Origin of the sequence: Legionella sp. PATHC039 (assembly GCF_026191275.1) — a bacterium.
GTDB classification, from domain to species: domain Bacteria; phylum Pseudomonadota; class Gammaproteobacteria; order Legionellales; family Legionellaceae; genus Legionella; species Legionella pneumophila.
In genome coordinates, this window is sequence record NZ_JAPHOP010000001.1 from 1,741,876 (window position 1) to 1,767,714 (window position 25,839).

Here is a 25,839-nt window from a genome sequence, read left to right on the forward strand (position 1 = left end):
ATTAGCTTTTACAAACAGAGCATCCCTCTCTAAATGAGAAGGATGCGTTTTGTATGACTTTAATTCAAAAAAACTTAAGATGATTTTTTCACTGAAATTAAGTGAATTTTAAATATTAAAGTTTCATTTGGGCCAATAGGTCCGCCAACGCTACGTGGGCCATATGCAAGACCTGAGGGAACATAAATTTCCCAAGTTGATCCTGCTGGCATCAATTGCAAAGCTTCTGTCCATCCTGGGATAACTTGTGAAACCTGAAAAGTTGCTGGCTTGCCAGTTTTTTCGGTACTGTCAAAAACGGTACCATCAATCAGACGACCAGTGTATTCGACAGTAACTGTATCCGATTTACCGGGTTTAACACCATTTCCAGCATTGATTACTTTGTATTGCAAACCACTTGGCAATACAACAACGCCTGGCTTGTTTTTGTTTTCAGTTAAAAAGGCTTCCCCTTTTACTTTATTTTCATCAGCTTTCTTGTTGAATTCAGCAGTACGCTTTGTCATCAAATCTTTCTGAAACTTGTTAAGAACGTCTTTCATTTGCTGTTCGGTTAAAGCCAATTGAGCGCCACTCATAGCGTCTTGCATGCCTTTAGCCATTGCTTCCGGATTAACATCTATGCCTTGATTTTTAAAATTCTTCCCCAAATCGGCACCAATGCTATAAGACAACTTATCCTTGTCTGTAGCTAATGATGTGGCATCGGTTGCAGCCATTGCTGTTGACATTGCAAGCCCCATAACAGCTGCAGTCACCAATTTCATCTTCATAAACAATCCCCTTTTAGTCTTACAATTAAGTTCTCATACTGCACAATAAATTGAGCAAAATTAAACAAAAACAAATCGCCCAGTAATTCTGCCTAAATTTACATAAAATTACCAGTCATAAGCTATCATTTAATTATATAATGGACAAAAAGGTAATATCCTTCTACACTTGCCTCTAATAATGAACAAGAGATTTTAACGGCGATGAACATTAGTGTTTTTGATTTATTTTCTATAGGAATTGGGCCATCAAGCTCACACACAGTAGGCCCTATGTTAGCTGCCAATGCTTTTTTGCAATTACTGGAACAAAAAAATCTGTTTGATAAAACTCTGAGAGTCAAAGTAGAGCTTTATGGTTCGCTAGCGCTTACTGGCAAGGGGCACGGTACTGATAAAGCCATTTTAAATGGTCTTGAAAACAAAGCGCCCGAGACAGTTGATCCTGCCTCCATGATCCCAAGAATGCATGAAATCCTTGATTCTAATCTACTCAATTTGGCCGGCAAGAAAGAAATTCCTTTTCATGAAGCGACCGATTTTTTATTTTTGCAAAAAGAACTATTACCCAAACATAGTAATGGAATGCGCTTTTCTGCTTTTGATGGAAAAGCTAATCTACTGATTGAGCAAGTCTATTACTCTATTGGCGGCGGTTTTATTACAACTGAAGAAGACTTTGATAAATCAACAGCCGATAGCAATCCCCCCCCTTACCCTTTTGCAACAGCAACTGAGTTATTGAAATTATGCAAAAAACATCACTTGACCATCGCTGAATTGATGTTAGTCAATGAAAAAACATGGAGAAATACAGCAGAAATTCATAAAGGAATTCTTGATATTGCCAAAGTAATGGATGACTGCATCAACAACGGTTGCAAACATGATGGAGTGCTTCCCGGTGGCCTTAATTTAAAGCGACGGGCACCTGACTTGTATAGAAAACTAATAGAACAAAAAGGGGTTAAAAGTGTTTTTGAACAGTCAGATATTATGAATCATTTGAACCTTTATGCTATGGCTGTCAATGAAGAAAACGCAGCGGGAGGACGAATTGTCACAGCCCCAACAAATGGAGCTGCCGGAATTATTCCAGCTGTTCTTAAATATTGTCAGCAAGCTCATGACAGGATGAGTAATGAAGACATCTACACTTATTTTTTGACTGCCGCAGCGATTGGAATCCTTTATAAAAAAGGCGCTTCAATTTCTGGCGCTGAAGTAGGATGCCAAGGTGAGGTTGGTGTTGCCTCTTCCATGGCAGCTGCTGGTTTGACAGCGGTTCTTGGCGGAACCATCGAGCAGGTTGAAAATGCTGCAGAAATTGCAATGGAACATCATCTGGGAATGACCTGTGATCCCGTTCTGGGCCTTGTGCAAATCCCATGCATCGAGAGAAATGCCATGGGGGCTGTGAAAGCAGTTAATGCAACCCGAATGGCACTCATAGGTGATGGTCAGCATCAAATCTCTTTGGATAAAGTCATCAAAACAATGAAGCAAACCGGCATGGATATGCAAAGTATATACAAGGAAACGTCCATGGGTGGATTGGCTGTTAACTTGCCTGAGTGTTAGTTATCACCGCTCCCTCACGGTCGCGGCTCGGATGATTAAATCAAATAATAATTAAACCTGAGCCGCGACCGTGAGGAGCGGATAACAAATTATCGAATTAAAAAACAAAATAAATAAATGGTTTCACAGGGGAAAACATAAAAATTAACACCGTAAAAATAGAAAAAGAATAGAGCCATTTTTTAATCCAGAATGGCTGTACAGCTGACAAAACTTTTGTTTCAATTGATTTAAAAGTTGGCCCTATAAAGCACAGGGCGAACAGTCCCACGAGATAAAATAAAGAATCGGTATAAGCTGAAGCACGTTGATTCATTGCAAATTCCTGCACGAAACCAGGAATATCATACATCTTGCCGAGAATAGTGAATGCCTGTTCAAACGAAGTGGAGCGGAATATCACCCAGCCTACCACTACTAATGAATAAGTCATTATAATTGAACCAATTTTTATCAATTGATTTTCAGTTTGTATATTGCTTTTAATGCTATAAAACCGGAAAACATGATAAATGGCTAATAAACAACCATGGTATATGCCCCAAATCGCATAATTCCAGGAAGCACCGTGCCATAAGCCAGCAATAAACATAGTAATTAATAAATTATTCACCGTTTGATGCAAACGACCTCTGTTGCCTCCTAAAGGAATGTATAGGTAATCTCGAATCCATAATGACAAAGTAATATGCCAACGCTGCCAAAATTCACTGATATTGCACGCATTATAAGGATGATTAAAATTAACAGGTAATTTAATATTAAAAAATAATGATACTCCCCGTGCTATATGGGTATATCCAAGGAAATCAAAATAAATCTGTATAGTAAATGCAATACTGGCCAACCAGGATTCTAGATGGCCGATTGTTTGGTATTTATCAAACAAGGGATCTGAGATAGAAGCCATTGAATCGGCTATGATCAATTTGAAAATAAAACCATAAAGTACTAACTGAAATCCCTCTTTTAAACGTGAAGTTTCAGGTAATTCAATTTTATTTTCATATTGAGCATGCAGTTCTTTATAACGGACAATCGGTCCTGAAATCAGATGCGGGAAATACATAATATAAAAATTGTAGTTCAACCAGCTACTAGCTGGCTTTTCCCCTCGATAGATGTCTACAATGTAACTGATCGCCTCAAACGTGTAAAAAGAAACGCCGAGAGGTAAAATAATATGCATAGGATTTAACAAAAGTTGGGTAGCTCCCAAACTAAAGCCAATAGCATCAATACTGGAAATAAAAAAATTCATGTATTTGAAATAAACCAGAATGGAGCAATTAACCAGAATAGATAAAGTCAAATAGAGCTTTTTATGAGTTTGGGAATTACTTTCATAGATTTTTTTCCCCAGATAGTAATCGACCGAGGTTGAAAATAAGATGACACTGATTAATGGAACACTCCAGGTACCGTAAAAAAAATAGCTGCAAAGCAAAATAAAATATTTCCGATAATGGGGAGACATCATCATAAAGACAATGACTGTAATAACTAAAAAAACAACGAACTGAAAAGTGACAAAATTCATGCTTTGTTCTCATTATTGCTTTTTAGGTATTGAAACAATTCCTTATCCAAATACCCGTCAGGCCCTACAAATTGTTTGTTGATAATTTTTTGCGATAACAATGTAGTTATCTTTACAGCACCATAGATATTAGGATGTACTGGATCCTGGAAATAAACAGGATCCTGACATTCCTCGAATAAGTTTATAAAAGCAATATTTTTCTTTAAAGCATAATTTTCAAGCGTACTGACAATAGCGCCATTAGATGGCAAGTTGAATTCATCATAAACCTTACGAGTCACTGGATGGTAAACTGGTGCCAGGACTAAAATTACTTTAATTGAATTTTTATTCAGATCATCAATAATACTGTCTAACGCATCGGTACCCAAATTAAAATTAGCAAACACATGCCTGTATTCATATCTTAAAAATTCAAGCATTCTGGGCGTATTCACTGATTGTTCGGTAAGACTCCCAAAATTCGGCGAAAAACCTTGCTTTGAAACCGCAGGATATTTAATGAATAAATTATCAACACGTAAGCGTTGAGTGTGCAATATGGCTTGTAAACTATTATTTAGTTGTTGATGATAATAACGGATTAATCGAAAAAAATAAGAATATTCCGCTATCTTACAGTACATTTTTGAAGCTATTGTTGGCTTGTCCACTATAAAACAACGAGTATAGTAATCCAGCGAGTTATTATCCTGATATGCTGGTTCTATAATGTGATCATTACTATCATGAGCAAAATTATTCAAATTAAGATTGTGAACAGAAACATTCATAATCACTAAATCCGGTTTTACATTCCTTTTCAATAAGAACCTTAGATGTGCCCGATGATGGAGAATTCCCGAACCCTCTACTCCAATGTTATATACTTCGTAGGATTTGGAAAATTTTTTAGTCAATAAAGAAGAAAAAAGTTCTGGATAAAAGCTTCTGGCAATAATGGAATCCCCAATAGCAACGATGCCTTGCCTGATGGATTCACTAACAACCATTTTCTGATCGTTTCTGATATTCTCACCAAAAGGTGCTGTACTTGTAGCTGCTATCCATCTTGAGAAAGATTCGAGAAACAAAAAAACCAGGAATAAAATCAATACACCAAGCAAACCCTGTTTGAGAAGTTTTGATCTGTAGCTTTTTTCGCAATGTGTATCAGACATAAATAACAGAAATTAATTTTACAATATTCCAATTTGCGCAGAATAAACATATTTGATAATGATGTATAGTATTAAAAGCTATAAAAAAACTGAAGAAACAATTTAGTTTAAACGTAATCCGCTCCCTCACAGTCGCGGCTCAGATGATTAATCAGATTATTAAATGGAATTATGACTAAAACCGAGCCACGACCATAAGGGAGTGGATTAAATGGAATTATGGCTAAAACCGAGCCGCGACCATAAGGGAGCGGAGATTGTTGATATTAAGAATTATTAACTATAGACCATGCTTCCAGAGGATTAGTAGTAAAAAACAAATCGCTCACTGCATAACCGACAACACAAGCCAATTGATCATTAATGTAAACCAATGGAACTCGCTCCCTTAGCCATGGGGGAACTTGCCACTCCTGAAATAATTTTTTTAGATGTTTAGTTTGGCCATGCCAATAAATCTCTTCACCACCCTTTCTGAATCGTATTTCTATTTGCGCATCTTTCGGGATCATTAATCCCTTTTGGGCCTTTACTGCAGACAACTCAATATTAGCATCTGGATAAGTTAAAGAAGCTGGAAATTGTTGCCATTTAATGGCCTTCGGTAGATTGATCTGGTCTGCCTTAAGCAAATAAAGATGTTGTTGGAAACGACGTACTTGTATTTGATCCCAACTAACTGTTGGCATGGCATCGAGCTTTGCAAAAATTATTTCATGAATGATACGATGAAACGTCTTGGACGAAGGCAATTGAATTCTATTTTTTTTAAGCCAAAACTTTAAAACATTTGTAATCCGCTCAAATTCAAGTCCTTTTATGGGTTCAATCAGCAAATGATCAGTAGCGTTTAACAAATCAGGACAATCCTTTATAGCCAATACCTCAAGATTCGCTTTTGCCTGCTGACAATGAGTCGCAGCTCGGGAAATATTACCTGCTACTCCCGGCCACTTTTCAAGCAATAATGGCATTACGCGATGGCGCAGATAATTGCGAGAATATTTTGTATCTTGATTGCTTTCGTCTTCTATCCATTTCAATTCATGAATACGAGCATAATGCTCTAATTCCACTCTGGGGCAGGTCAAAAATGGTCTTGCCAATTGCCCAGCACCCAAATTGCTGCATTCCTGCATGGCTGCCAAGCCATCAACTCCTGCGCCGCGAAACAGTTGCAAAAGAACTGTTTCGGCCTGATCATCAAGATGATGCCCCAAAACCAGACAATCATTATCCTCTAATAAAGAGGAAAAAAAATCATATCTCGCATTGCGTGCTGCTTCTTCAACATTTGCAGTACGATCAAATTCAATGGCTTTGGCAATAAAAGCAATGCCTAAATCCAGGCACAATTGCTCACAATGCCTTTGCCAGTTCAGAGAATTTCCACTAATGCCATGGTTAATATGGACAGCCAAAAGTTGATTAGACAAGGAAGGAGTTGAGGCAAGGACATGCAGGAGTACTGTAGAGTCCAGACCACCGCTGAACCCTACTATCAATTTCTTGAATTGTTTAAGAAGAGCTACCCATTCGGGACTTAGTAAAGGCCTAGTCACAAGCACCCATTGCCATAAATTTTTGATACCTTAACTCAATTAATTGATCCAGAGGTACCTTTTTCAAAGCCTGGAGTTCACTCGTTAATAATCTCTTCAAGCGACTTGCCATCTCATCAACGTCTCGGTGTGCGCCCCCCAAAGGCTCAGGAACTACCATATCAACCAATTCATTTTCGAATATTCTGTCTGCAGTAATTCCCATAGCACGCGCGGCTTCACTCGCTTTAGAGGCGTCTTTCCAAAGGATTGAGGCGCACCCCTCAGGAGAAATGACTGAATAAATACTGAATTGCAGCATAATAATCTTATCACCAACCCCAATCGCCAAGGCACCACCTGAACCGGCTTCTCCTGTAACAATACAGACAATTGGTGTTTTAATGCGAGACATAGCAAAAAGATTCCGTGCAATGGCTTCTGATTGGTTACGTTCTTCAGCACCAATGCCAGGATAAGCTCCAGCCGTATCAATAAATGTGACTACAGGCATTTTGAATTTTTCAGCCATCCTCATCAAACGCAGTGCTTTCCTGTATTCTTCAGGTCTTGCCATACCAAAGTTTCTGTATACTTTTTCCTTGGTACGTTTACCTTTTTGGTGACCAAGCACCATGACAGGCTCCCCGTTTAATCGCGCCATGCCTCCGATAATTGCAGGGGCTGAAGAATAACTGCGATCACCATGCAACTCCTGAAAATCAGTAAAAATTCGCTCAATATAGTCAGTAGTCTGCGGCCTTAAAGGATGTCTGGCCATCTGAGCGATTTGCCATGGTTCAAGCCTGGAGAATATATTCTCTGTTAACTCGGAGCATTTCGCTTCAAGTCGAGCTATCTCTTCACTTAAATTAACTTCATTATCACTGCCAACCATACGCAGTGCTTCAATTTTTTGATTCAACTCTTCAATAGGTTGTTCAAATTCCAAAAATTGTCGGGTCATTGATTACTCTTTGGTGAATTAAACGTCTTTGGTATATGATACTCTTAACCGTTAATCGATGCCAGATTTCAGATACAACAGATGATAATTACAGGATTTACTCCATTAAACACACAAAACTGCATTTTAAATGAGTCACGTATTGATCTTTGGCAGTTCTCATTAGACTATGAATTGCATAGCGCGTATCAGTTATTGAATGCTGATGAACGCTCCCGTGCTGATCGCTTTTATTTTAATCGCCATAAAAGACGCTTCACCAACGCCAGAGCGACTTTAAGAATTATCCTGGCCCGATACCTTAATACGCCCCCTGAACGATTGGAATTTACTTACAATGCCCAGGGCAAGCCCAATGTGATTAATTCGCAAAAATTGCAATTTAATATCAGTCATACTGGTGAAATGGCCATATTGGCAGTGGGTAAAACCTATCCGATTGGAGTGGATATTGAAAGATATTCAGCCCGGCCTTATGAAGGGATTGGTAAAAATTTGTTTTCCGAGCAAGAATACCAGGAACTGAAAAAAGCACATCAGTCCCTTAAGCCAGCCTTATTTTTTCATATATGGGCTCAAAAGGAAGCGTTCATCAAAGCGAGTGGTTTAGGTCTCTCCTATCCAACCAAAGAATTTCATGTCCCTACCAATTTCCCTACAAAGCAATTGGTTGACGATCCCTTGCATAACATGACCTGGCAACTACGCTCATTCATGCCGGAAGTATGCTGCAGTGGCGCTTTATGCTACCACCCTTCTGTTAGAGAAATTCGTCATGGGATCGTCCAGCTTCAACAAAATATTAGTTTAAAATTTTAAATCATGTTTCAATTTAATACTTCTCAACATACGTTAATGCAAATACTGGGCGATGGGGCATGTCATAGTGGGAGTGAATTAGGAAACGCTTTAAAAATCAGTCGCTCAGCAGTATGGAAACAAATCAATCAGCTTAATGATTTAGGCATACCTGTTATCCGCATACCACATCAAGGATATCAATTGGAAAAGCCTTTAATCCTGCTAGACTCCGATGAAATTACCAAGCAATTACACAGCAAAGGATTTAGCCAACTGTTTAACCTGCATTTATTTACATCGATTGACTCAACCAACCGTTACCTGAAAGATCTGCCCTCAAGCTCAGCCGTTGAAATTTGCTGCACTGAAATGCAAACTCAAGGGAGAGGGCGCTTTGGACGACACTGGCACTCTCCTTTTGGAGAGAATATTTACTGCTCTACCCGGTGGAGTTTTAATTGTGATCTTTCTCGACTTTCTGGTTTAAGTCTTGTTTCAAGTTTGGCCGTGGTTGCCTTTTTAAATACCTTAAGCAATTCAAAAGATATCAAAATCAAATGGCCCAATGACATACTCTGGGGTAACAAAAAATTGTGCGGGAGTCTTATTGAAATCCTTGCAGAATCAAATAGTAATTCACAGGTTATTATTGGAATAGGCTTAAATGTCAATACAGATACAGAAAATCATCCTTTACCAGATAAACCATGGTGTTCCTTGTATGAAATTTTTAAACAACAGTATGATCGTAATTTTTTAATTGCTCATCTTATTGTTCACTTGGAACAATATTTAAATAAATTTATGAATACTGAGCTCGATCATTTTATCAGTGAATGGAATACAGTTGATTACCTGACAGGGAAACACATTACTGTTTCACAATCCTCAGGCTTTATATCAGGAGTTGCTTGTGGCGTGAATCGTTCAGGACAATTGATTTTAAAAGATGACCAGGGAATTCGTCATTATCTTTCATCAGGCGATACTTCACTTCAACCTGGCAAAAGCTAATAAGCTAAATTAACAATATGGTACAAGAAAGGATTTAAGGTTCGTCCCGAGTATTTTTAAGTACTCGGAACTGGATGAGCTGCGTGGAAATCGATTTATACTGCTTGTTCCGAATCATCAGATTCTTTTTCTTGTTGTATGCGTAAATAAATTTCTTCGCGATGAACAGAAACATCTTTTGGAGCATTAATTCCTAAGCGAACTTGATTGCCTTTTACACCTAAAACAGTAATATTGACATCATCACCTATGATTAATGTTTCACCTATACGCCGAGTCAAAATCAACATGACTAAAATCTCCCTAACATAGCAGCTACCTACTTCTCCATAGAACGCTTCCATGGTGTTCTTGGCAACTACAATATGAACAAATTTTAAGCAAAATTTATTGCTTGGATCACATTGTACACTCTGATTATTAACAGAATATTAAGTAACAGATAAATTTGCGTTTAATTTTTGCAGAAATGAGTTGAAAAATTAATAAACTCCTTATCATAAATTCATCATAAAACCGTTCAACATTCCCTAATATCAAAAACTCTCCATTATAAATAAACCGGACTCAAAAAGAAAAACAAGTTTATTTTCCTACAATAAACTCAAACAATATAAAAATACGTATTTAAAATCATATAGATACGATATTAATAAAATAAATTTACAGCTAAATTCAGAAAATTACCAGTTTATTGATTGAAATAATAAACTGGATTATAAAATTCTGTTCCTAAAACTATCTGTTATTCAAATTTTGAGCTTAGGTTGCAATTTATCTTTATAAATCGCAGACTTGGAGAATGAATAAAACATAACAAAATAAATGATAATAATCTTTAAACCAGAGCGCTAACTTCCTGCTCAGTTAATCCATTATTTAAGTTGGCGGGAACTGCAAAATGCATGTTTTTAGGAAAAGACAAATTCAGATTACCCATCATTTCAACATACTCTTGTCTGGATTTTACCTGCAGCCTGGGATTATTTTTCTTTTCCTGTTCAATTGTACTGTAATATTTCTGGTTATAATCATGTCCCGGATAAACTTTCATAAAACCAGGTAATTTTAAAAGCTTATTAAACAGACTATCGTATTGCTCGCTCGCGCTACCATTTTGAAAATCAGTACGCCCGGTAGCGTTAATTAATAAAGTATCACCCGTGAATACCTTGTCTTCCAGTATGAAACAATAGGAGTCTGGAGTATGGCCTGGAGTATGCATTGCTCTAATTTTGATGTTTCCAAAATTTAGAATCTCATCATTACAAAACTTAACCTGCACAAACTTAGCCTCAGTCTCAATCCCCATCATAGACTGACAATCAGTTAAAGTAGTTAATTGACCAGAGCCGGTAATGTGATCCGCATGCAGATGAGTATCTATAGAGGCAACCAAATTTAACCCTAACTCGTTAATCAAGTTAATATACGTTGAAACATGAGATTTCACCGGATCAATGATTACTCCATGCTTGCTATCAGCAGAGCCTATCAGGTAGGTATAAGTACAAGAATCTTGATCAAATAATTGATGAAAAATCATTAAATCTCCGCACTAACGATATACAAAACAAATACTTAAAAAAACTGATGAAATGAATCAGGAGCAATACGATTGAATTAGTATACTTTATGTAGCAATTTATGAAAACTTAAATTATGATTTCGCATTTCTAATGCCGCTAGAACAGGGATCATGTTATTCAATTCGTATTTGTTTTTATTTGTTTATTTACCAATTGCCCTAATTGGGAGCTATTTTCTAATTTATTACTTTAAATCTGGTGTCACTCCATGGCTATTAATCTTTTCTTTAATTTTTTATGGTTGGTGGAACCCGAACTATCTTATTTTGTTAGTTGCCTCGATAAGTTTTAATTATTTAATCAGTATGTTAATTATTAAAAATGAACAAATATTCCACAAAAAAACTTTTTTAACTCTTGGGATAACTTGTAACCTTGGAGCACTTTTTTATTTCAAGTACATGAACTTTTTTATACAGAATTTCAATACAGTTGCCCATACTAATTTTAATTACTTAAACATTATTTTACCTCTGGGCATCTCCTTTTTCACTTTTACACAGATAGCCTATTTGGTTGACACTTACCAGGGAAAAGTAAAGGAATTTAATTTTATTAACTATTCATTATTTGTTACCTATTTTCCACATTTAATAGCAGGCCCAATCATTCATCACTCCGATGTCATGCCTCAATTCAAAAAAATTGTCGGTATAAAACAGTTCCCTTTCATGCGCTACTTTATAATAGGATTATCCATATTTATAATCGGTTTATTTAAGAAAGTTTGTTTGGCAGATACCATCGCCCCCAAAGTCAATTATATTTTTGATTTGCCAGGGAAAGGATATGACCTTTCTTTTGTAGACGCCTGGATTGGTGCCATAGGCTATACCTTGCAACTCTACTTTGATTTTTCAGGTTATTCCGAGATGGCAATAGGCCTCAGCTATATGCTAGGGATTAAATTACCAGTAAACTTTAACTCTCCTTATAAAGCAATCAATATCATTGATTTTTGGCGAAGATGGCATATGAGTTTATCCCGTTTTTTCAGAGATTATTTGTATATACCTCTTGGTGGAGGAAGACGAGGGACCTTTCGTAAATACCTGAATTTATTCATTGTAATGGTTATCGTTGGGTTTTGGCATGGTGCTGGATGGACATTTATTTTATGGGGCACCTACCATGGCAGTTTGCTTATACTGAATCATGGATGGCATGCCTGCAAAAACGCTCTTTCAGCCAGCTTCCATTTTAAGATAAACTCAAAAGTAACTTCGCAAATATTACGATACCTTTCCATTGCCTTCACATTCTTTCTTGTAGTCCTTGGATGGGTCTTATTTCGTGCTGACAATTTTGGAACTGTCGAAAACTTCTATAAAGGCATGTTTCATATTCATCATCATTTTTTTGGCACTGCTGGATTGCTTACTATATTAAATTATATCTTTTTTGGATTATTTCTATTAGTAGGCTTGGCAATTTGCTCTATCCTGCCAAACACGATTGAAATCATGAAAAATACTAATGCGATATTAGATAATCCAATTAAAGAATCTGGTAGTTCTGCTCCAGGAGCAATCACAAATAAATTATTATGGACACCAAGTATTTGGTATGGTTTTTCTCTAGGAGTATTGGCTTACTTCTCAATAACCACTATATCTCAAACACCAAGTACTTTTTTATATTTTAATTTTTAATACAACGACATAATAAAATGATTCAAAAAATATACTATAAATACGTTATCACAATAATTATTGGGTTAATCTTCACTCATTTTTTTTGGAGCTACTTTCTTGGTAGTTTGACTTCTTTTTTTTATAGTAGAAATTTAATTAATGTTAGAAATTTTATTGATATTGAGCGATATCCTCTTATCAATGCGTATTTGAACCAAAAATTAAAATCACCCAAAAAACCCGTCATTCTGGTGTTTGGCTCATCATTTTCTTATGGATATGATTTGCTAGCTAATGAAGCTTACACTCATTATATGGCTAAATACTTTCCAAACCATACTATTCTAAATGCTTCCCAAATTGGGTCAAGTGGTGAAGACACCTTAACTAATATTAATTATTTAAAAGCTACAAATATACATTTAGATACCTTGATAATAGAAATAAATTTATTTAATTTTACTTCTTCAAAAAGTATAGTAGCAGCAGATACAAGCCCAAAACGCTGGTTTGATTATATAAATAATTCATATAGCCAGTTTTATTTACTCCACCCACACGGAATCAACCTACTGACCAATTTAGAATTGAATAGAATATTCAACCCCGGTAAAAAAATTGAAACCTTATATTCTTTTAGTCCCTTTCCAGATAGTTTCTCTGAAAAATACAGCGATTTTAAAAAAAAATTGCCTATTTACGAGACTTTCCTCAAGTCTTTATTTTCATCTGCTTCATCTGTTGCTGACCATGTCTATTTTTTTGTTTCCCCAATCTATAAAAATGGTATAAAACAGACTCAATTTAAAGTATCTGATATTCAGAGTGAATTAAATGATATTTATCAAATATGTAGAAACTTTACCAAAATTCATTGTCTAGTTGCCAGCTTTAACTATCCAAAAAATAACTTCATGAACCTGTCACATTTTAACGAGCAAGGACACCGAGTATTAGCCAAATGGTTATCTGAGCAAATATCTAAAACGCAGAATCTACAAATAACAACTGTGGAATTAAACAAACAAGTCAGCTAAAATGCTAACCAATTTATAACTAATCAAAATACTCCATCATGAAAAAAATAGTAATCATTGGTGCAGGTCAACTTGGCAGCAGACATTTACAATCGCTTAATTTACTTAATCAGGAAATAGAAATAGACGTTATTGATTCCAGTTTTGAGTCACTTGAAACAGCAAAAAACCGCTTTGATGCCACTATTCAAGATGTAAAACATAAAATTAGTTATTCACAAAACTTAGCCAATCATCAAACAATAGACATAGCGATTATTGCCAGCACAGCAAACAGCCGCAGAACTATAATAGAAAATTTATTAAATAAAACAGAAGTGAGACATCTAGTCCTTGAAAAATTATTATTTACCCAAGAGAAAGATTATTATGAGGTTGCTAAACAATTATCCTCAAAAGATATGAAAGTCTGGGTTAACTGTACCATGAGAATGATGCCGTATTATCAGCATTTAAATACTGCATTTAAAAATGAAGTAGTCCAATACCATGTCAATGGAAGTCAATATGGTCTGGTCACGAATGCAATCCATTATCTTGATCATTTAGCCTATATCACCGGAAGCGACCAATTCGAGATTGATACCCGATATCTTGATAAGCAAATTATACCGAGTAAAAGAAATGGTTATTTTGAGTTAACCGGAACTCTAATAGCTCGATTTGAAAATGGGAGTACCGCGTTTTTACATTGTGACAACAGAGGGATAGCGCCTATTCAAATTGAAATTTACAACCATAAACTACGAGTAATTTCTAGAGAATGGGAACAAAAAGCATGGCAGACCAGCCTGGAAAAGGACTGGAAATGGGAAGAAGTCAATGCGCCTATACCTTACCAAAGCATGCTTACTGCTGACCTAGTCACTAACCTGCTAGAAACTGGCAGTTGCAACCTGACAAGCTATGAAATTTCCATGCAGCATCATTTGCAACTATTAGGTCCCTTAAAAGAGTTTTTATTAGAAAACAAATTAAATAGCGAGATGGATTATCCATTTACCTAGTTTCTTGTCTATGGTCTATGGAGTGTGATTCTATCCGCTCCCTTACGGTCGAGGCTCGGATTGCTGTTAAAAAAGAACTACGATCATAGCCGAGCCGCAACCGTAAGGGAGCGGATAATGCTGACAAAAACTTGTATGATATTAATGAATAAATTAATCATAATATGAATAAACCTACCTTAATAAGTATTGATCACATTAATCAATTAATACCTGCTATTGCCGCATATCGACATAATAAAATAATAAACAAGTCCACGTTAAAGCCGTTGATAATTCTTACCAAACCACATATTCCATTTAATTCCATTAAAATCTCACATATTCAAGCATTAATCAGTAATGAACCTAACTCCATTATTTTATCGGGTTACTCTCTATTCAAACACCCCAAATTCATCACTTACTTACCAGTAAGATTACGCGCAAAACTAATACGTGATAAACTAAAAAAATATGAATTTGATGAGCTTTTCTTTTCCCATGATATCAGTAGTGATTTTTGGAACCAGGCATTGATGCACGCCTTTCCCCATGCGAAGCGTATATGTTATGGTGATGCCTTGGGATTAGTCTATACTCAAACTTATTTCTCTCGATTTATGTATCAGATTATTAATAAAAATGGAATTATACCGCACAATATACTTGCAAGATTAAAAAGAAAATTAATCTACCCGGCAAAAAAATATCAATTACAAGCTCAACAAGCTATACTGGCCATACCTTGCGATCCTGGGAGAGATTTTTTAACTCAATGTGATTTCTCTATTATTCCCAAAGGCGATTTAAAAAAATGTGTTACGGATCTTGCTGATTGTATCCCTGAATTTAAGACCCATATGCAAGACTTAATTAAAAATAGCCCAAATCCATGCTATCTGCTTATGCTCAGCAATTTTACAGAGTCTAAATTAACCACGATAGATAATGAAATAGCACTTTATAAAGACATTCTATCAAAATACGCTACTGTGGGCAGTATTGTTATTTTAAAACCCCATCCTGCACATAGCCCTGATTTATTTTCATTAATTATTAATACGCTAAAAGAAAATTACAATATAGAGGTAATAGACCAGAAGTATTATCATCTACCAATTGAATTGGCCGAAAGTTTAGTACAAGGATGCGAAGTATTATCCGTATCGTATTCCTCTATTTCTCTTCCATACCTCTATGATAAACAGGTAAATCATGTGCTGACACAAGAGCTTGTGAATAAATATTTTTTAATTCAAAAAATGAGTTGGTTTATAGAAAGCAATAATTTATACATCAGTATGATCAATGCTCTCCCAAATTGGAAACAGGACCGTGAGCTACTTATCTAACAATAATATGGATAACTCTATTAATATTGGAGTCGTCATTATTAACTACAACTCTGGGAAATATCTGTTAAAAGCAGCTCGAGCACTAGCTGATCAAACCTATAAACCTTCTCAGGTTATCATTTTTGACAACGCAAGCCATGAAGAAATCCCCCAAGAGATTTTTAGTCTGAATTTACCCTTAACAATCATTAAACATGACAAAAATCTTGGATTTGCGTCTGGTAACAACCGTGCAATGGAATACTTATCTCACGAAATTAATTGGATTGCATTACTTAATCCCGATGCCTACCCGCATAAAGAATGGCTTGAAGAAATGGTACACACCATCCGTGAATACCCACAGTTTGCTTTCCTGGGTTCAAAATTAATTTGTGAGCAAGAGCCCCATTTACTAGATGGCACCGGAGATTGCTATCATATCAGCGGAAAAGCCTGGCGTAGAAATCACAGGAAACCACTTCATCAGGATCCTGGCAGTATTGAAGAGATTTTTTCCCCCTGTGCTGCAGCAGCCCTATACAAACGGGATGCATTCCATGCCGTAAAGGGATTTGATGAGCATTATTTTTGCTATTATGAAGACATCGACCTTGCTTTCCGTTTATGGCTTTCAGGTTATAAAGGCGCTTATGTTCCTAAAGCCATTGTTGAACATACCGGTTCTGCAACAACAAAAAGGCATAGCGATTTTTATACCTATCATGGACATCGCAACCTGGTTTGGACTTATTTTAAAAATATGCCTATATCCCTATTGCTTCTAAGTTTCCCATTACATCTTTTATTAAATATCGCTACCATTCTGATATTTATTTTCAGAGGACAAACATCCATCATTTTAAAATCAAAAATTGATGCAATAAAGGGTTTGCAAAGGGTTTTAAGTCAGCGCAAAATAATCCAAAAATCGCGAAAAATAAATACGTTCCATCTGCTTAAAGTCCTGAATAAAGGTTTACCATGGTAAAAAATTTAGTCACAGTCGTTATAGTTAATTACAATTCAGGCGAAATGTTACTGAAATGTATCAAACAAGTTTTAGCCAGTACCGTGCCAGTAAAAATAATTATTTCCGATAACGCCTCATCTGATGATAGCCTGCACCTGTTAACTGTCGCATACCGGGATAATCCAAATATTCATATTCATAAAAACCATGCCAATCTTGGTTTTTCAGCAGCCAATAATGCTGTATATCCTATGATAGAAACCCCCTTCATACTCTATTTAAATCCAGATTGTTTTATTAACGAGAACACCATTGAGCACCTGCTTCAAGTGATGAATAATTACCCGGACGCAGGAATGGCAGGTTGTCTCGTAACCAATCCGGATGGAACAGAACAAGCAGGATGCAGAGGACTTACACCAAGCCCCGCCCGAGTTTTTAATCAAATGTGCAAATTGGGAAAAATATTTCCAGACAATTCCAAATTTTCAGGCTACTTGCTCTCTGATAAACCCTTGCCAGATCATCCCATAGAGGTAGAATTGATTTCGGGATCCTGTATGTTTGTTAGAAAAAAAACTATAGATGATATAGGTCTTCTTGACGCAAAATACTTTCTTTATTGCGAAGATTACGATTGGTTTTATAGAGTGATTCAAGGAGGATGGAAAATTATTTTTACCCCTCAAACAAAAGTTACCCATATAAAAAGCTATAGCACTCAACAAATTCCTATTAGAGTCCTGCGGTATAAAGCAAAAGGAATGTGGAGATATCATAATAAGTTTTTTAAAAATGACTCCTCTTTTTTTAGCACCTTGTTGGTAAGAGTCGGGATACTCAGTCGTCTGTTTGTTTTAAGCAATATATGCTTATCAAAAAAAATATGGGCAATCATTAACAAATCTATAAAACTCTGTGCAAAAGAATAAAATAAAAATATAAAAAGCGCATTATTGCTTTAAAATTTCTGCGAGATTATAATTCGACCAATAAAAAAATAACAAATGATTTTATAATGATAAATAATAAAAGGATTGTTGCCTTTATACCTGTGCGAGGAGGAAGTAAATCCATCATCAATAAAAACCTCGCCCTACTTGGTGGAAAACCTTTAGTTGCATGGCCTATTGAAGTGGCTTCAGAAGTACCTGAAATCGATGAAATTATAGTGTCTACTGATGACAAAAATATTGCAAATACTGCCAAATCCTATAATGTTACCATCCAACACAGACCGGATTATCTAGCTACAGACACTGCATTAGTCGCTGATGCAATTCGATATTGTCGCTCGCTCCTTTCTTCTGAAAATAATCTACCTGATTACATGATATTGCTAGAAGCAACATCCCCTTTTCGGACAAAAGAAATCATACAAAAATGCCTTTACCGCTTGGTTCAAGAAGATCTGGATTCCATTGCTACTTTTAATGAATCTGAAATAAATCCACACAGGATTTGGTCTGTTGAAAATGGCCAACCCGAGCCTTTTATTAAAGGTGCCATACCATGGATTTCAAGACAAAATTTACCAAAGGCCTATCAGTTAAATGGAGTTGTTTATGCGTTTAGCCTAAGAACCTTTCCTAATGAAGGACCCAACGTCCTTTTTGGAAAAATGGGGGCAGAAATTCTAGATGGAAATTCTGTAATTGATATTGATACAAAAAAAGATTTGGTGATTGCAAATGTCTTATTCGAAACCAGAAACAGCACCGAGATTATCTGACCTTTTTTCACTACATGGTAAAACCGCTTTAGTGATAGGAGGATCGGGGTTATTAGGCAGTGAAATAACCCATGCCTTTGCTGAACAGGGAGCTAATGTTATCATCGCTAGCCGTAGTTTGGAAAAGTGTCAAAATTATACTAATTATCTAACTGAAAATTTTAAAAATAGCATTTTCACCCCCCTATCCGTAGATATTTCTAATCCTGAATCGATAGATCTATTCATGCATACTGTTAATGAGTTATTTCCTGATGGACTGGATATTCTAGTTAATTGTGGCTGGTCAGGTCGCAAAAATACTTTTGAATCCATTTCTGATGAGGACTGGAATCTGGATATAGAAATATGCCTAAATGGAGTATTCAGAACTATCAAACGAGCTTATCCTCTTTTAAAGAAGAAAAAGGGGAATATTCTCAACATAGCATCTATGTATGGACATGTTGCGCCTGATTATAGGTTATACGATAGTGAACGATTTGCTAATCCCCCAAGCTACGGAGCAGCTAAAGCGGGTTTAATTCAACTCACCAAATATTTGGCAAGCTTTTTATCACCCCACCAAATCAGGGTCAATGCCATAAGCCCCGGCCCATTTCCATTTGAAAGTACTCAAAAAGAAAATCCTGATTTTATTCAGCGCCTAAAGAGCAAAAACCCACTTAATAGGATTGGGAAACCTCATGAATTAAAAGGTACCGCAATATTATTATGCTCAGAAGCGGGATCTTACATAACAGGTCAAAATATATGCGTTGATGGTGGCTGGGGTGTATGGTGATGAAGGCGGGTATTTTAGGATACAGCGAAGGAAACGGTCATCCTTTTTCTTTCTCCGCTATTATTAATGGATATGATCCTGATGCCTTTATTGCAGCGGGCTGGCCTGTTATTCTAAATTATCTGGAAAAGCAGCCTAGAGATGCTTTTGACTTTCATGATCTGCAAGTGACTTGTGCATGGACCCAAGACAAAAACTTAACCCGACAATTATGTGCAGCAAGTAAAATTGCTTATGCACTTGATGATTATGAAGAAATGATAGGCAAAATAGATCTGGTCTTCATAGCCAGAGATGATTATCAAACTCACTACAAAATGGCCAAGCCATTCCTGGAACATGGCATACCTGTTTTTATTGACAAACCACTGACCTTAAATATTGATGAATTAAATTATTTTGAAAAATATTTAAATAATGGCTTACTCATGAGTACTTCTGGAATGCGTTATGCTCAAGAATTAGATCTGTTAAGAAGTAACGATTTGAAGCTTGGAGATTTAAAATTAATAGAAGGTGTTGTTTTAAATCATTTGGAAAGATATGGAATTCATCTTATTGATGCAATTAATGGTTTAGGACTGGGAAAAGTAATTTCTGCAACGCGTCTACCTACATTATTCGAATCATATAATCTCACACTGGAAAATAACATTGTATTTAACTTGTCGTGCTTGGGGGCTGTCGGAAAAACTTTTCATTTATCATTTTATGGCACCAATGGTCACTGTCATTATGATCTGCATGATAATTTTACAGCATTTAAACGCACCATTAAAAATATGCAACTAATGGTTGAGAAAAAAAGACCTGTTATACCACCACATGAAACAATAAATACCATGCATTTAATAACGCAATTGTCTTCATTAAAACCTATGGAGCAAGTTACTTTTAATAATAATTAATTAAGGAAAGCGAGTGTTTGATCTTACAAATAAAACTGCAATTATCACGGGTGGAGCTGGAATTCTTGGTAAAGGTTTTAGTCGAGAGCTCGCAAAAAATGGCGCTAAAGTTGCCGTAACTGATGTTTGCTATGAAAAAGCTGAGCAAGTATGCCTATCAATTCTAAATGAATACCCAGATGCCAGAGTTATGCCTTTAAGATGTGATGTCACTGATAAAGCGAATATTGCTCATATGGTTGAAACGGTAAAGACTCAATTCAATTCTATTGATATACTGTTAAATAATGCAGCCAGTAAGACAAATGATTTATATCAATTCTTTGCCCCTTTTGAAGAATATAGTTTAGAGACCTGGCGAAAAGTAATGGAAGTCAATTTGGACGGAATGTTTCTTGTAGCTCAAGCAGTGAGTCGAGAAATGATCTCTCAGAACACCGGTGGGAGTATTATTCAGACAAGCTCTATTTATGGTGTTGTTGCACCAGATCAAGGTATCTACAAAGGCTCAGAATACATGGGTGTAGAAATTAACACTCCAGCTGTTTATTCTGTATCAAAAGGAGCGGTCCTAAGCCTGACTAAATATCTGGCAACTTATTTGGCTAAATACAACATCCGTGTTAATACCCTAACTCCCGGCGGTATTGAAAGTGGGCAAAACGATGTTTTTATTAAAAATTATTCAAGTAAAGTGCCTTTAGGAAGAATGGGAAAGTTCAACGAGTTATTAGGTGCATTGGTTTTCCTGGCTTCAGATGCCTCATCTTATGTGACAGGACAAAATATCATAGTAGACGGCGGATTTACTTGTTGGTAATAACAACTCCTGTTTTTAATCAACATTTTCGATTCATTATTGCGGGTGTTCTTTTAATATTTGAACGGAGGCAAGCACCAAATTGATTGTTATAATTATCCTAAAAAAACCAAATCTAATGTTAGCTTAAAGGATGATAGGAGGAAAAATATTTTAAAATCTAAAAGCAAATAATCAATTTGCATCGATAATTTAATTCCAAGTTTATTATATTGTATAATGATGTATTTATTTTTATACAAAATTAAATAATGCTTTTTAATTCATATTCTTTTCTCTTCTTCTTTTTGCCTGTTAGTTTTACTCTATTTTCCTTTTTTCAGCTTAGTCAAATTCGTTCAAAAACGATCACGTTCCTCTTTCTTGCATCTATTACTTTTTACGGATATTGGAATTTCTACTATTTGCCACTTTTATTAATTTCAATATTATTTAATTTTCTCATTAGCTTATTGATGGAGCGAATCAATAAAAAGTTCTTCTATGCGGGACTTATTGGCAATTTATCTTTACTTATTTACTTTAAATACAGCCAATTTTTATTGGCTAATTTATACCTATTACTTAATCATCCTCTAGAGTTAATTAATGGAGACTTGCCACTAGGCATTTCTTTTTTTACCTTTACTCAAATTGCTTATCTCACTGATTGCTATAGAAAACAAATTAAGGTGCCTCACTTTATAAACTACGGTTTATTCGTTACATTTTTTCCTCATTTAATGGCAGGACCTATACTTCATCACCGGGAAATAATGCCTCAGTTTGAAGATAAAAGAAAAAAATTGCTCAACTGGGCAGATTGTGCTGTTGGCATAACTATTTTTTCTATCGGCCTTTTTAAAAAAACTATCATTGCCGATTCTTTGGCACCTTACGCAAATACTGTCTTTAGCTCAGCATCAAAAGCATCCATTACTTTTATAGAAGCGTGGTGCGGAAGTATTTCCTATAGTTTTCAATTGTATTTTGATTTCTCAGGTTATTCTGATATGGCTATAGGTTTAGCACGCCTCTTTGGTATTATTTTCCCTTTGAATTTTAACTCACCTTACAAAGCACCTAATATTATTACTTTCTGGCGTCGCTGGCATATGACTTTATCTCGTTTTTTGAGGGACTATGTCTATATCCCTTTAGGTGGAAACCGCAAAGGCAAGATTAATCGATATATTAATCTGATGATAACTATGATCATAGGGGGCATTTGGCATGGAACCGGATGGACTTTTGTTATATGGGGTTTATTACATGGTTTTTATCTGGTGATCAATCATTTATGGCTGCTGTTAAAAACTCATTATTTTCAATTCTTCTCTATAAAGAAATGTATAGGTAATTCTTTTGCTCAAATCATTACCTTTCTGGCTGTTATGATAGCCTGGATATTTTTCCGAGCTGAAGATTTTACAACCAGTAATCACATTATTATTGCCTTATTTCAGAATGTATCGGTATCTAGTACTCTGTTTAATATTGAACAGCTACAACAATTGTTTGTCATTTTATTCATAACTGGCCTAATCGTATTTTTAGGGCCTAATACTCAACAATTACTTTATAAATATAATCCTGCGCTTGAAACTTACCCGGGAGAAATTGAGCCATATCTAATTAAGAAACTATATTGGGTACCTACTGCATTCACTGCAGCAGTTTGTGCCATTTTAACTTTGCTTTCATTAATGTCTTTTGGGCATATCAGTGAGTTTTTATATTATAAATTCTAAGGTGAATTTAATTGAATCGCTTTAAAAAATTTTCCATTTATTATCTGTCGTTTCTTTTATTATTTGGTTTCATTATTATATTGTTTAACTGGTTAGTTAATCCGTACGATATTTACAAATCAATACCTATTCAGAAACTTAGTAAAAAACCTCAAGTGACATCACACCTGCGCCTTACCAAGGCAATAGCAATAGAGTGGAATAAGCCAGAATATTTAATAATGGGCTCATCCACTGCTGAAACAGGTCTTAATCCTGATTTTTCTGCATGGAATAATTCTCACGTTTATAACCTTGGTTTGAGTGGAGCAAATATTTATGAAGTGATGCGCTATTTACAGCATGCTGAAGCAATTAAACCCGTAAAAAAGGTCGTTTTAGTATTGAATTTCTTTATGTTTAATGCCTATGTAAATAATAGAGATGATTTTAATGAGTCATTACTTCATGTCGATTCAAGTGGGAATAGAAACCCTCATACTGTAAATACTATTTTTTCTACCTTACTTTCATTTGATGCATTAAAAGCGAGTTGGGAAACTATAAAAAACCAGCACACAAGAAACGCTTTTTTAAGTAACGGGCAACTTGTCCATGATTATAGAGAAGATCAAATACAGCAACTAAAAGGCTATAAAAATAATTTTTTGTATACAGAAAGTTACAGCAAAGCATCCTTATTGCCACCACCACACCATCAATTCAGTTTTACTAATCCTGAAAAAGGAATTGACACGATTGCCTATTTACAAAAAATCATAACGATTTGCGAAAGTAACCATACTGAATTAATTCTTATACTTGCACCAGAGCATGTCAGGCTGTTGGAAACTTATAAATTGTTAGATTTATGGGGCACTTATGAACAATGGCAAAAGGAATTAGTGGCTATAATAACAACTCATAATCAAAAATACCCCAACTCAAAATTTGCTTTATGGGGTTTTAATAACGTTAACTCCATTACAACCGAACAACTTCCAGATAAAGATGATGCGACGACTAAAATGTATTGGTTTTGGGACCCCCAACACTTCAAAAATGAATTAGGAAATCTAATATTATCAATGGTCTTAAGATTAAAAGATGTATCAGGGGTTAGACATTTTTCGACTTTACTGACGGAAGATAATATTCTGAGAAAATTAGAAAATGATAGTTTAGAACTAAGTCAATGGGAAGATAGACACCCAAAAGATATTATTGAACTTAAACAGAGTCTATTTAGAATTGAAGTAGATTCAGAGAAGAGTCTAATTGCCTAGATCCGATTCCCAAACGCTTAATAGGTTAGCCCCTACAAATTTTTACTGAAAGTTTATAAGGGCTAATTTATTACAATCAACAAGGATCCAAGAAGCTACATTGTAGAAAATTAAACTTTTTCAGAGGTCAGTAAAAACTTTCTTTTATTTAAAAGTTGCTTTAATTGCTGATCTATTTTAACAATGGCAGTTCCATCAATTGGTCCTAACAAGTCAGTGTATTGTGTAGAGTTTTTAATTATGCTTTGAAACCAACTTGGATCAGATATGGCTTTATGGACTATAGCTTTAAAATCGTCCAGATTTGATACTTGGCAATAAGCTGGAATTTCAGGAAAATTATTTATACCAAAATTATAAATATCAAAATTAATAACTAGCTTTCTTGCTGCAAGAGCCCATCTTGCCATACTAGAACTACTGATTACTAATATATCGCATTGAGGAATTAAATATAACGGAAAGCCATTATAATCTTCAACGCCTAATGCCTCAATATCCTTGCGGGTAGATAAAGACATTTTGGGGTGGAAAGAGTAATAAAGTTTGATGTTTTTATATTGATTAAAGTATTGATGTATTGCTTCTACATATTTTCCAACCGATTCAAATGGACACTGGTGGCCCCATCCTTCATGATCACAGGATGGGAGGCATATTAAGATAGTAGTAGTAATATCATCAATTTTATCAAAATTATTATAGGCATTAAGGAGTTTTTTATTAGATTGAAATACCTCATACATTATATCGCAATAAACTGAGCCAGTTTTTTTAAGTTTTTGGATTTTGACTCCTTCAGAAAGATAGCGTTGTATCATAAATTCATTTTCAATTAAAATCACATCGCTAATCCCACCTTGAAAACACCATGGTTCCTTGATTTCTATATTTAAATCTTCTACTGCAAGAATGAATTCTTCAGGTAAGTAAATCACATCCCCATATTTAGTATTTTTTACCCACTTAGGATAGTGTTTTTGAATCAATTGAACTGATTTTTTTGAGGTAGTACGTAATTGATTTCTTGTGTGTTGTTCTTCAACTCCTTTTAAAATAAGATATGTTGAGTTAGCAAGCCCATAAGGGAGAGTGACAATTCTGCATTTTTTTTTCTTTGCAATTGAAAATAGCCAATAATTCGAGGCAATTCCATCTTCCCCGGTCACAATAATGTCTGGGTTATAAGAATTTATTATTTTTTTTGCTTCTTGTAATCTATAGGAATGATATTTACGAAATATTTCCAATGTTGATAGTGAGATATCATTTGCACTCAATTCTGATTTAGTAATTTTATTTTTTTTAATTTTATTCAAAATCTTTTTAAAGAAGTTGGTAGGTTCTAGATCACCAGGTTCTTGATTGCCATCATGAAGATAAAAACCAAAACCATGCTGAACAGCTGATTGATTTATTTTTTCTGGAACCCCAGGATCATCTCTATCGCAACAATAAGCAATTTCATAACCTTGTTTCTTTAACCGACTAGCAACTTCTTCATAATAACGTAATTGTCCAAGTTCAGCAGTTGCAATTAATATTTTTATTTTACTTTTCATATTATTGGTTCTTAATTATTTGACAGATTGAAACCGTGTTTATATCAATCATTTTCCTCTAGTCTGGTCTGAACAGATTACAAAAAACTCTAATTTTTT

General features: G+C 35.3%; 23 protein-coding genes. 15 read left to right on the plus strand and 8 right to left on the minus strand.

The features are described from left to right. Positions 1-74: 74 nt before the first annotated feature. The gene (gene mip, locus OQI99_RS07915) at positions 75-776 is read right to left on the minus strand and encodes a macrophage infectivity potentiator Mip (RefSeq protein WP_061512860.1); all 702 of its coding nucleotides are present in this window, start codon (positions 774-776) and stop codon (positions 75-77) included. A 204-nt stretch (positions 777-980) separates the two neighbouring features. Here mip and OQI99_RS07920 point away from each other — a divergent pair, with 204 nt between their 5' ends. Next, complete coding sequence (locus OQI99_RS07920) at positions 981-2,357, plus strand: L-serine ammonia-lyase (RefSeq protein ID WP_265731671.1); 1,377 nt, start codon at positions 981-983, stop codon at positions 2,355-2,357. A 97-nt stretch (positions 2,358-2,454) separates the two neighbouring features. Here OQI99_RS07920 and OQI99_RS07925 read toward each other — a convergent pair whose 3' ends face one another. The 4 genes from OQI99_RS07925 to OQI99_RS07940 all read right to left on the minus strand — a co-directional run bounded on the left by OQI99_RS07925 (position 2,455) and on the right by OQI99_RS07940 (position 7,568). After that, positions 2,455-3,897 (minus strand): MBOAT family O-acyltransferase, encoded by a 1,443-nt coding sequence (locus tag OQI99_RS07925; protein WP_265731672.1) that lies wholly within the window; start codon positions 3,895-3,897, stop codon positions 2,455-2,457. Further along, positions 3,894-5,060, minus strand: a complete 1,167-nt coding sequence (locus tag OQI99_RS07930; RefSeq protein WP_265731673.1) for a DUF1574 family protein — start codon at positions 5,058-5,060, stop codon at positions 3,894-3,896. The genes OQI99_RS07925 and OQI99_RS07930 overlap by 4 nt, the downstream gene beginning before the upstream one ends. 266 nt (positions 5,061-5,326) lie before the next feature. Then, positions 5,327-6,622, minus strand: coding sequence for a tRNA lysidine(34) synthetase TilS (tilS, locus tag OQI99_RS07935; RefSeq protein WP_265731674.1), 1,296 nt, complete (start codon positions 6,620-6,622; stop codon positions 5,327-5,329). After that, entirely contained in the window at positions 6,615-7,568 is a 954-nt protein-coding gene (locus OQI99_RS07940) for an acetyl-CoA carboxylase carboxyltransferase subunit alpha (protein ID WP_010946522.1), read from the minus strand. The genes tilS and OQI99_RS07940 overlap by 8 nt, the downstream gene beginning before the upstream one ends. Positions 7,569-7,649: 81 nt before the next feature. On the opposite strand from OQI99_RS07940, the gene OQI99_RS07945 reads away from it, so the two are divergent. After that, positions 7,650-8,387, plus strand: coding sequence for a 4'-phosphopantetheinyl transferase family protein (locus tag OQI99_RS07945; protein ID WP_265731675.1), 738 nt, complete (start codon positions 7,650-7,652; stop codon positions 8,385-8,387). Between the two features lie 3 nt (positions 8,388-8,390). Next, positions 8,391-9,383: a biotin--[acetyl-CoA-carboxylase] ligase gene (locus OQI99_RS07950; protein WP_265731676.1), complete on the plus strand. Its 993-nt coding sequence runs from the start codon at positions 8,391-8,393 to the stop codon at positions 9,381-9,383. Positions 9,384-9,478: 95 nt separating this feature from the next. On the opposite strand, the gene csrA is transcribed toward OQI99_RS07950, so the two are convergent. After that, a complete protein-coding gene (gene csrA, locus OQI99_RS07955; RefSeq protein ID WP_011213314.1) occupies positions 9,479-9,673 on the minus strand; it encodes a carbon storage regulator CsrA in 195 nt (64 codons plus the stop codon). A 548-nt stretch (positions 9,674-10,221) separates the two neighbouring features. Continuing rightward, positions 10,222-10,929, minus strand: coding sequence for an MBL fold metallo-hydrolase (locus tag OQI99_RS07960; RefSeq protein WP_265731677.1), 708 nt, complete (start codon positions 10,927-10,929; stop codon positions 10,222-10,224). Positions 10,930-11,373: 444 nt separating this feature from the next. Between OQI99_RS07960 and OQI99_RS07965 the strand changes: the two genes are divergently transcribed. The 12 genes from OQI99_RS07965 (at position 11,374) to OQI99_RS08020 (ending at position 24,178) form a co-directional block, all read left to right on the plus strand. Next, on the plus strand, positions 11,374-12,624 hold the full coding sequence (locus tag OQI99_RS07965; RefSeq protein ID WP_416209981.1) for an MBOAT family O-acyltransferase: 1,251 nt from the start codon (positions 11,374-11,376) through the stop codon (positions 12,622-12,624). Between the two features lie 17 nt (positions 12,625-12,641). Then, positions 12,642-13,643 carry a hypothetical protein gene (locus tag OQI99_RS07970; protein ID WP_265731679.1) on the plus strand — a complete coding sequence of 334 codons (1,002 nt, stop codon included), beginning with the start codon at positions 12,642-12,644 and terminating at the stop codon, positions 13,641-13,643. A gap of 38 nt (positions 13,644-13,681) precedes the next feature. Then, positions 13,682-14,650 carry a Gfo/Idh/MocA family oxidoreductase gene (locus OQI99_RS07975; protein ID WP_265731680.1) on the plus strand — a complete coding sequence of 323 codons (969 nt, stop codon included), beginning with the start codon at positions 13,682-13,684 and terminating at the stop codon, positions 14,648-14,650. A gap of 164 nt (positions 14,651-14,814) precedes the next feature. Beyond that, positions 14,815-15,984 carry a polysialyltransferase family glycosyltransferase gene (locus OQI99_RS07980; protein ID WP_265731681.1) on the plus strand — a complete coding sequence of 390 codons (1,170 nt, stop codon included), beginning with the start codon at positions 14,815-14,817 and terminating at the stop codon, positions 15,982-15,984. Continuing rightward, on the plus strand, positions 15,968-16,957 hold the full coding sequence (locus tag OQI99_RS07985; protein WP_265731682.1) for a glycosyltransferase family 2 protein: 990 nt from the start codon (positions 15,968-15,970) through the stop codon (positions 16,955-16,957). Before OQI99_RS07980 ends, OQI99_RS07985 begins: the two co-directional genes overlap by 17 nt. Beyond that, positions 16,951-17,871, plus strand: coding sequence for a glycosyltransferase family 2 protein (locus OQI99_RS07990; RefSeq protein WP_265731683.1), 921 nt, complete (start codon positions 16,951-16,953; stop codon positions 17,869-17,871). The genes OQI99_RS07985 and OQI99_RS07990 overlap by 7 nt, the downstream gene beginning before the upstream one ends. A gap of 86 nt (positions 17,872-17,957) precedes the next feature. Continuing rightward, positions 17,958-18,671, plus strand: coding sequence for a cytidylyltransferase domain-containing protein (locus OQI99_RS07995; RefSeq protein WP_027223854.1), 714 nt, complete (start codon positions 17,958-17,960; stop codon positions 18,669-18,671). Continuing rightward, positions 18,631-19,455 (plus strand): SDR family NAD(P)-dependent oxidoreductase, encoded by an 825-nt coding sequence (locus OQI99_RS08000; protein ID WP_265731684.1) that lies wholly within the window; start codon positions 18,631-18,633, stop codon positions 19,453-19,455. The genes OQI99_RS07995 and OQI99_RS08000 overlap by 41 nt, the downstream gene beginning before the upstream one ends. Continuing rightward, positions 19,455-20,363 carry a Gfo/Idh/MocA family protein gene (locus tag OQI99_RS08005; protein WP_265731685.1) on the plus strand — a complete coding sequence of 303 codons (909 nt, stop codon included), beginning with the start codon at positions 19,455-19,457 and terminating at the stop codon, positions 20,361-20,363. Before OQI99_RS08000 ends, OQI99_RS08005 begins: the two co-directional genes overlap by 1 nt. A gap of 13 nt (positions 20,364-20,376) precedes the next feature. After that, complete coding sequence (locus OQI99_RS08010) at positions 20,377-21,183, plus strand: SDR family oxidoreductase (RefSeq protein WP_265731686.1); 807 nt, start codon at positions 20,377-20,379, stop codon at positions 21,181-21,183. 455 nt (positions 21,184-21,638) lie between these two features. Next, positions 21,639-22,913, plus strand: coding sequence for an MBOAT family O-acyltransferase (locus OQI99_RS08015; protein WP_265731687.1), 1,275 nt, complete (start codon positions 21,639-21,641; stop codon positions 22,911-22,913). An 11-nt stretch (positions 22,914-22,924) separates the two neighbouring features. Continuing rightward, positions 22,925-24,178, plus strand: coding sequence for a hypothetical protein (locus OQI99_RS08020; protein ID WP_265731688.1), 1,254 nt, complete (start codon positions 22,925-22,927; stop codon positions 24,176-24,178). A 110-nt stretch (positions 24,179-24,288) separates the two neighbouring features. Here the strand turns inward: OQI99_RS08020 and OQI99_RS08025 are convergent, their stop codons facing one another. Then, positions 24,289-25,740: a hypothetical protein gene (locus OQI99_RS08025; RefSeq protein WP_061512840.1), complete on the minus strand. Its 1,452-nt coding sequence runs from the start codon at positions 25,738-25,740 to the stop codon at positions 24,289-24,291. Positions 25,741-25,839: the final 99 nt, after the last annotated feature.

Bases quoted from the DNA above. Each gene is read 5' to 3' on its own strand.
- mip (WP_061512860.1), bottom strand. From the start codon at position 776: ATGAAGATGAAATTGGTGACTGCAGCTGTTATGGGGCTTGCAATGTCA.
- OQI99_RS07920 (WP_265731671.1), top strand. From the start codon at position 981: ATGAACATTAGTGTTTTTGATTTATTTTCTATAGGAATTGGGCCATCA.
- OQI99_RS07925 (WP_265731672.1), bottom strand. From the start codon at position 3,897: ATGAATTTTGTCACTTTTCAGTTCGTTGTTTTTTTAGTTATTACAGTC.
- OQI99_RS07930 (WP_265731673.1), bottom strand. From the start codon at position 5,060: ATGTCTGATACACATTGCGAAAAAAGCTACAGATCAAAACTTCTCAAA.
- OQI99_RS07940 (WP_010946522.1), bottom strand. From the start codon at position 7,568: ATGACCCGACAATTTTTGGAATTTGAACAACCTATTGAAGAGTTGAAT.
- OQI99_RS07945 (WP_265731675.1), top strand. From the start codon at position 7,650: ATGATAATTACAGGATTTACTCCATTAAACACACAAAACTGCATTTTA.
- OQI99_RS07950 (WP_265731676.1), top strand. From the start codon at position 8,391: ATGTTTCAATTTAATACTTCTCAACATACGTTAATGCAAATACTGGGC.
- csrA (WP_011213314.1), bottom strand. From the start codon at position 9,673: ATGTTGATTTTGACTCGGCGTATAGGTGAAACATTAATCATAGGTGAT.
- OQI99_RS07960 (WP_265731677.1), bottom strand. From the start codon at position 10,929: ATGATTTTTCATCAATTATTTGATCAAGATTCTTGTACTTATACCTAC.
- OQI99_RS07965 (WP_416209981.1), top strand. From the start codon at position 11,374: ATGAACTTTTTTATACAGAATTTCAATACAGTTGCCCATACTAATTTT.
- OQI99_RS07970 (WP_265731679.1), top strand. From the start codon at position 12,642: ATGATTCAAAAAATATACTATAAATACGTTATCACAATAATTATTGGG.
- OQI99_RS07975 (WP_265731680.1), top strand. From the start codon at position 13,682: ATGAAAAAAATAGTAATCATTGGTGCAGGTCAACTTGGCAGCAGACAT.
- OQI99_RS07980 (WP_265731681.1), top strand. From the start codon at position 14,815: ATGAATAAACCTACCTTAATAAGTATTGATCACATTAATCAATTAATA.
- OQI99_RS07990 (WP_265731683.1), top strand. From the start codon at position 16,951: ATGGTAAAAAATTTAGTCACAGTCGTTATAGTTAATTACAATTCAGGC.
- OQI99_RS07995 (WP_027223854.1), top strand. From the start codon at position 17,958: ATGATAAATAATAAAAGGATTGTTGCCTTTATACCTGTGCGAGGAGGA.
- OQI99_RS08000 (WP_265731684.1), top strand. From the start codon at position 18,631: ATGTCTTATTCGAAACCAGAAACAGCACCGAGATTATCTGACCTTTTT.
- OQI99_RS08005 (WP_265731685.1), top strand. From the start codon at position 19,455: ATGAAGGCGGGTATTTTAGGATACAGCGAAGGAAACGGTCATCCTTTT.
- OQI99_RS08015 (WP_265731687.1), top strand. From the start codon at position 21,639: ATGGAGCGAATCAATAAAAAGTTCTTCTATGCGGGACTTATTGGCAAT.
- OQI99_RS08025 (WP_061512840.1), bottom strand. From the start codon at position 25,740: ATGAAAAGTAAAATAAAAATATTAATTGCAACTGCTGAACTTGGACAA.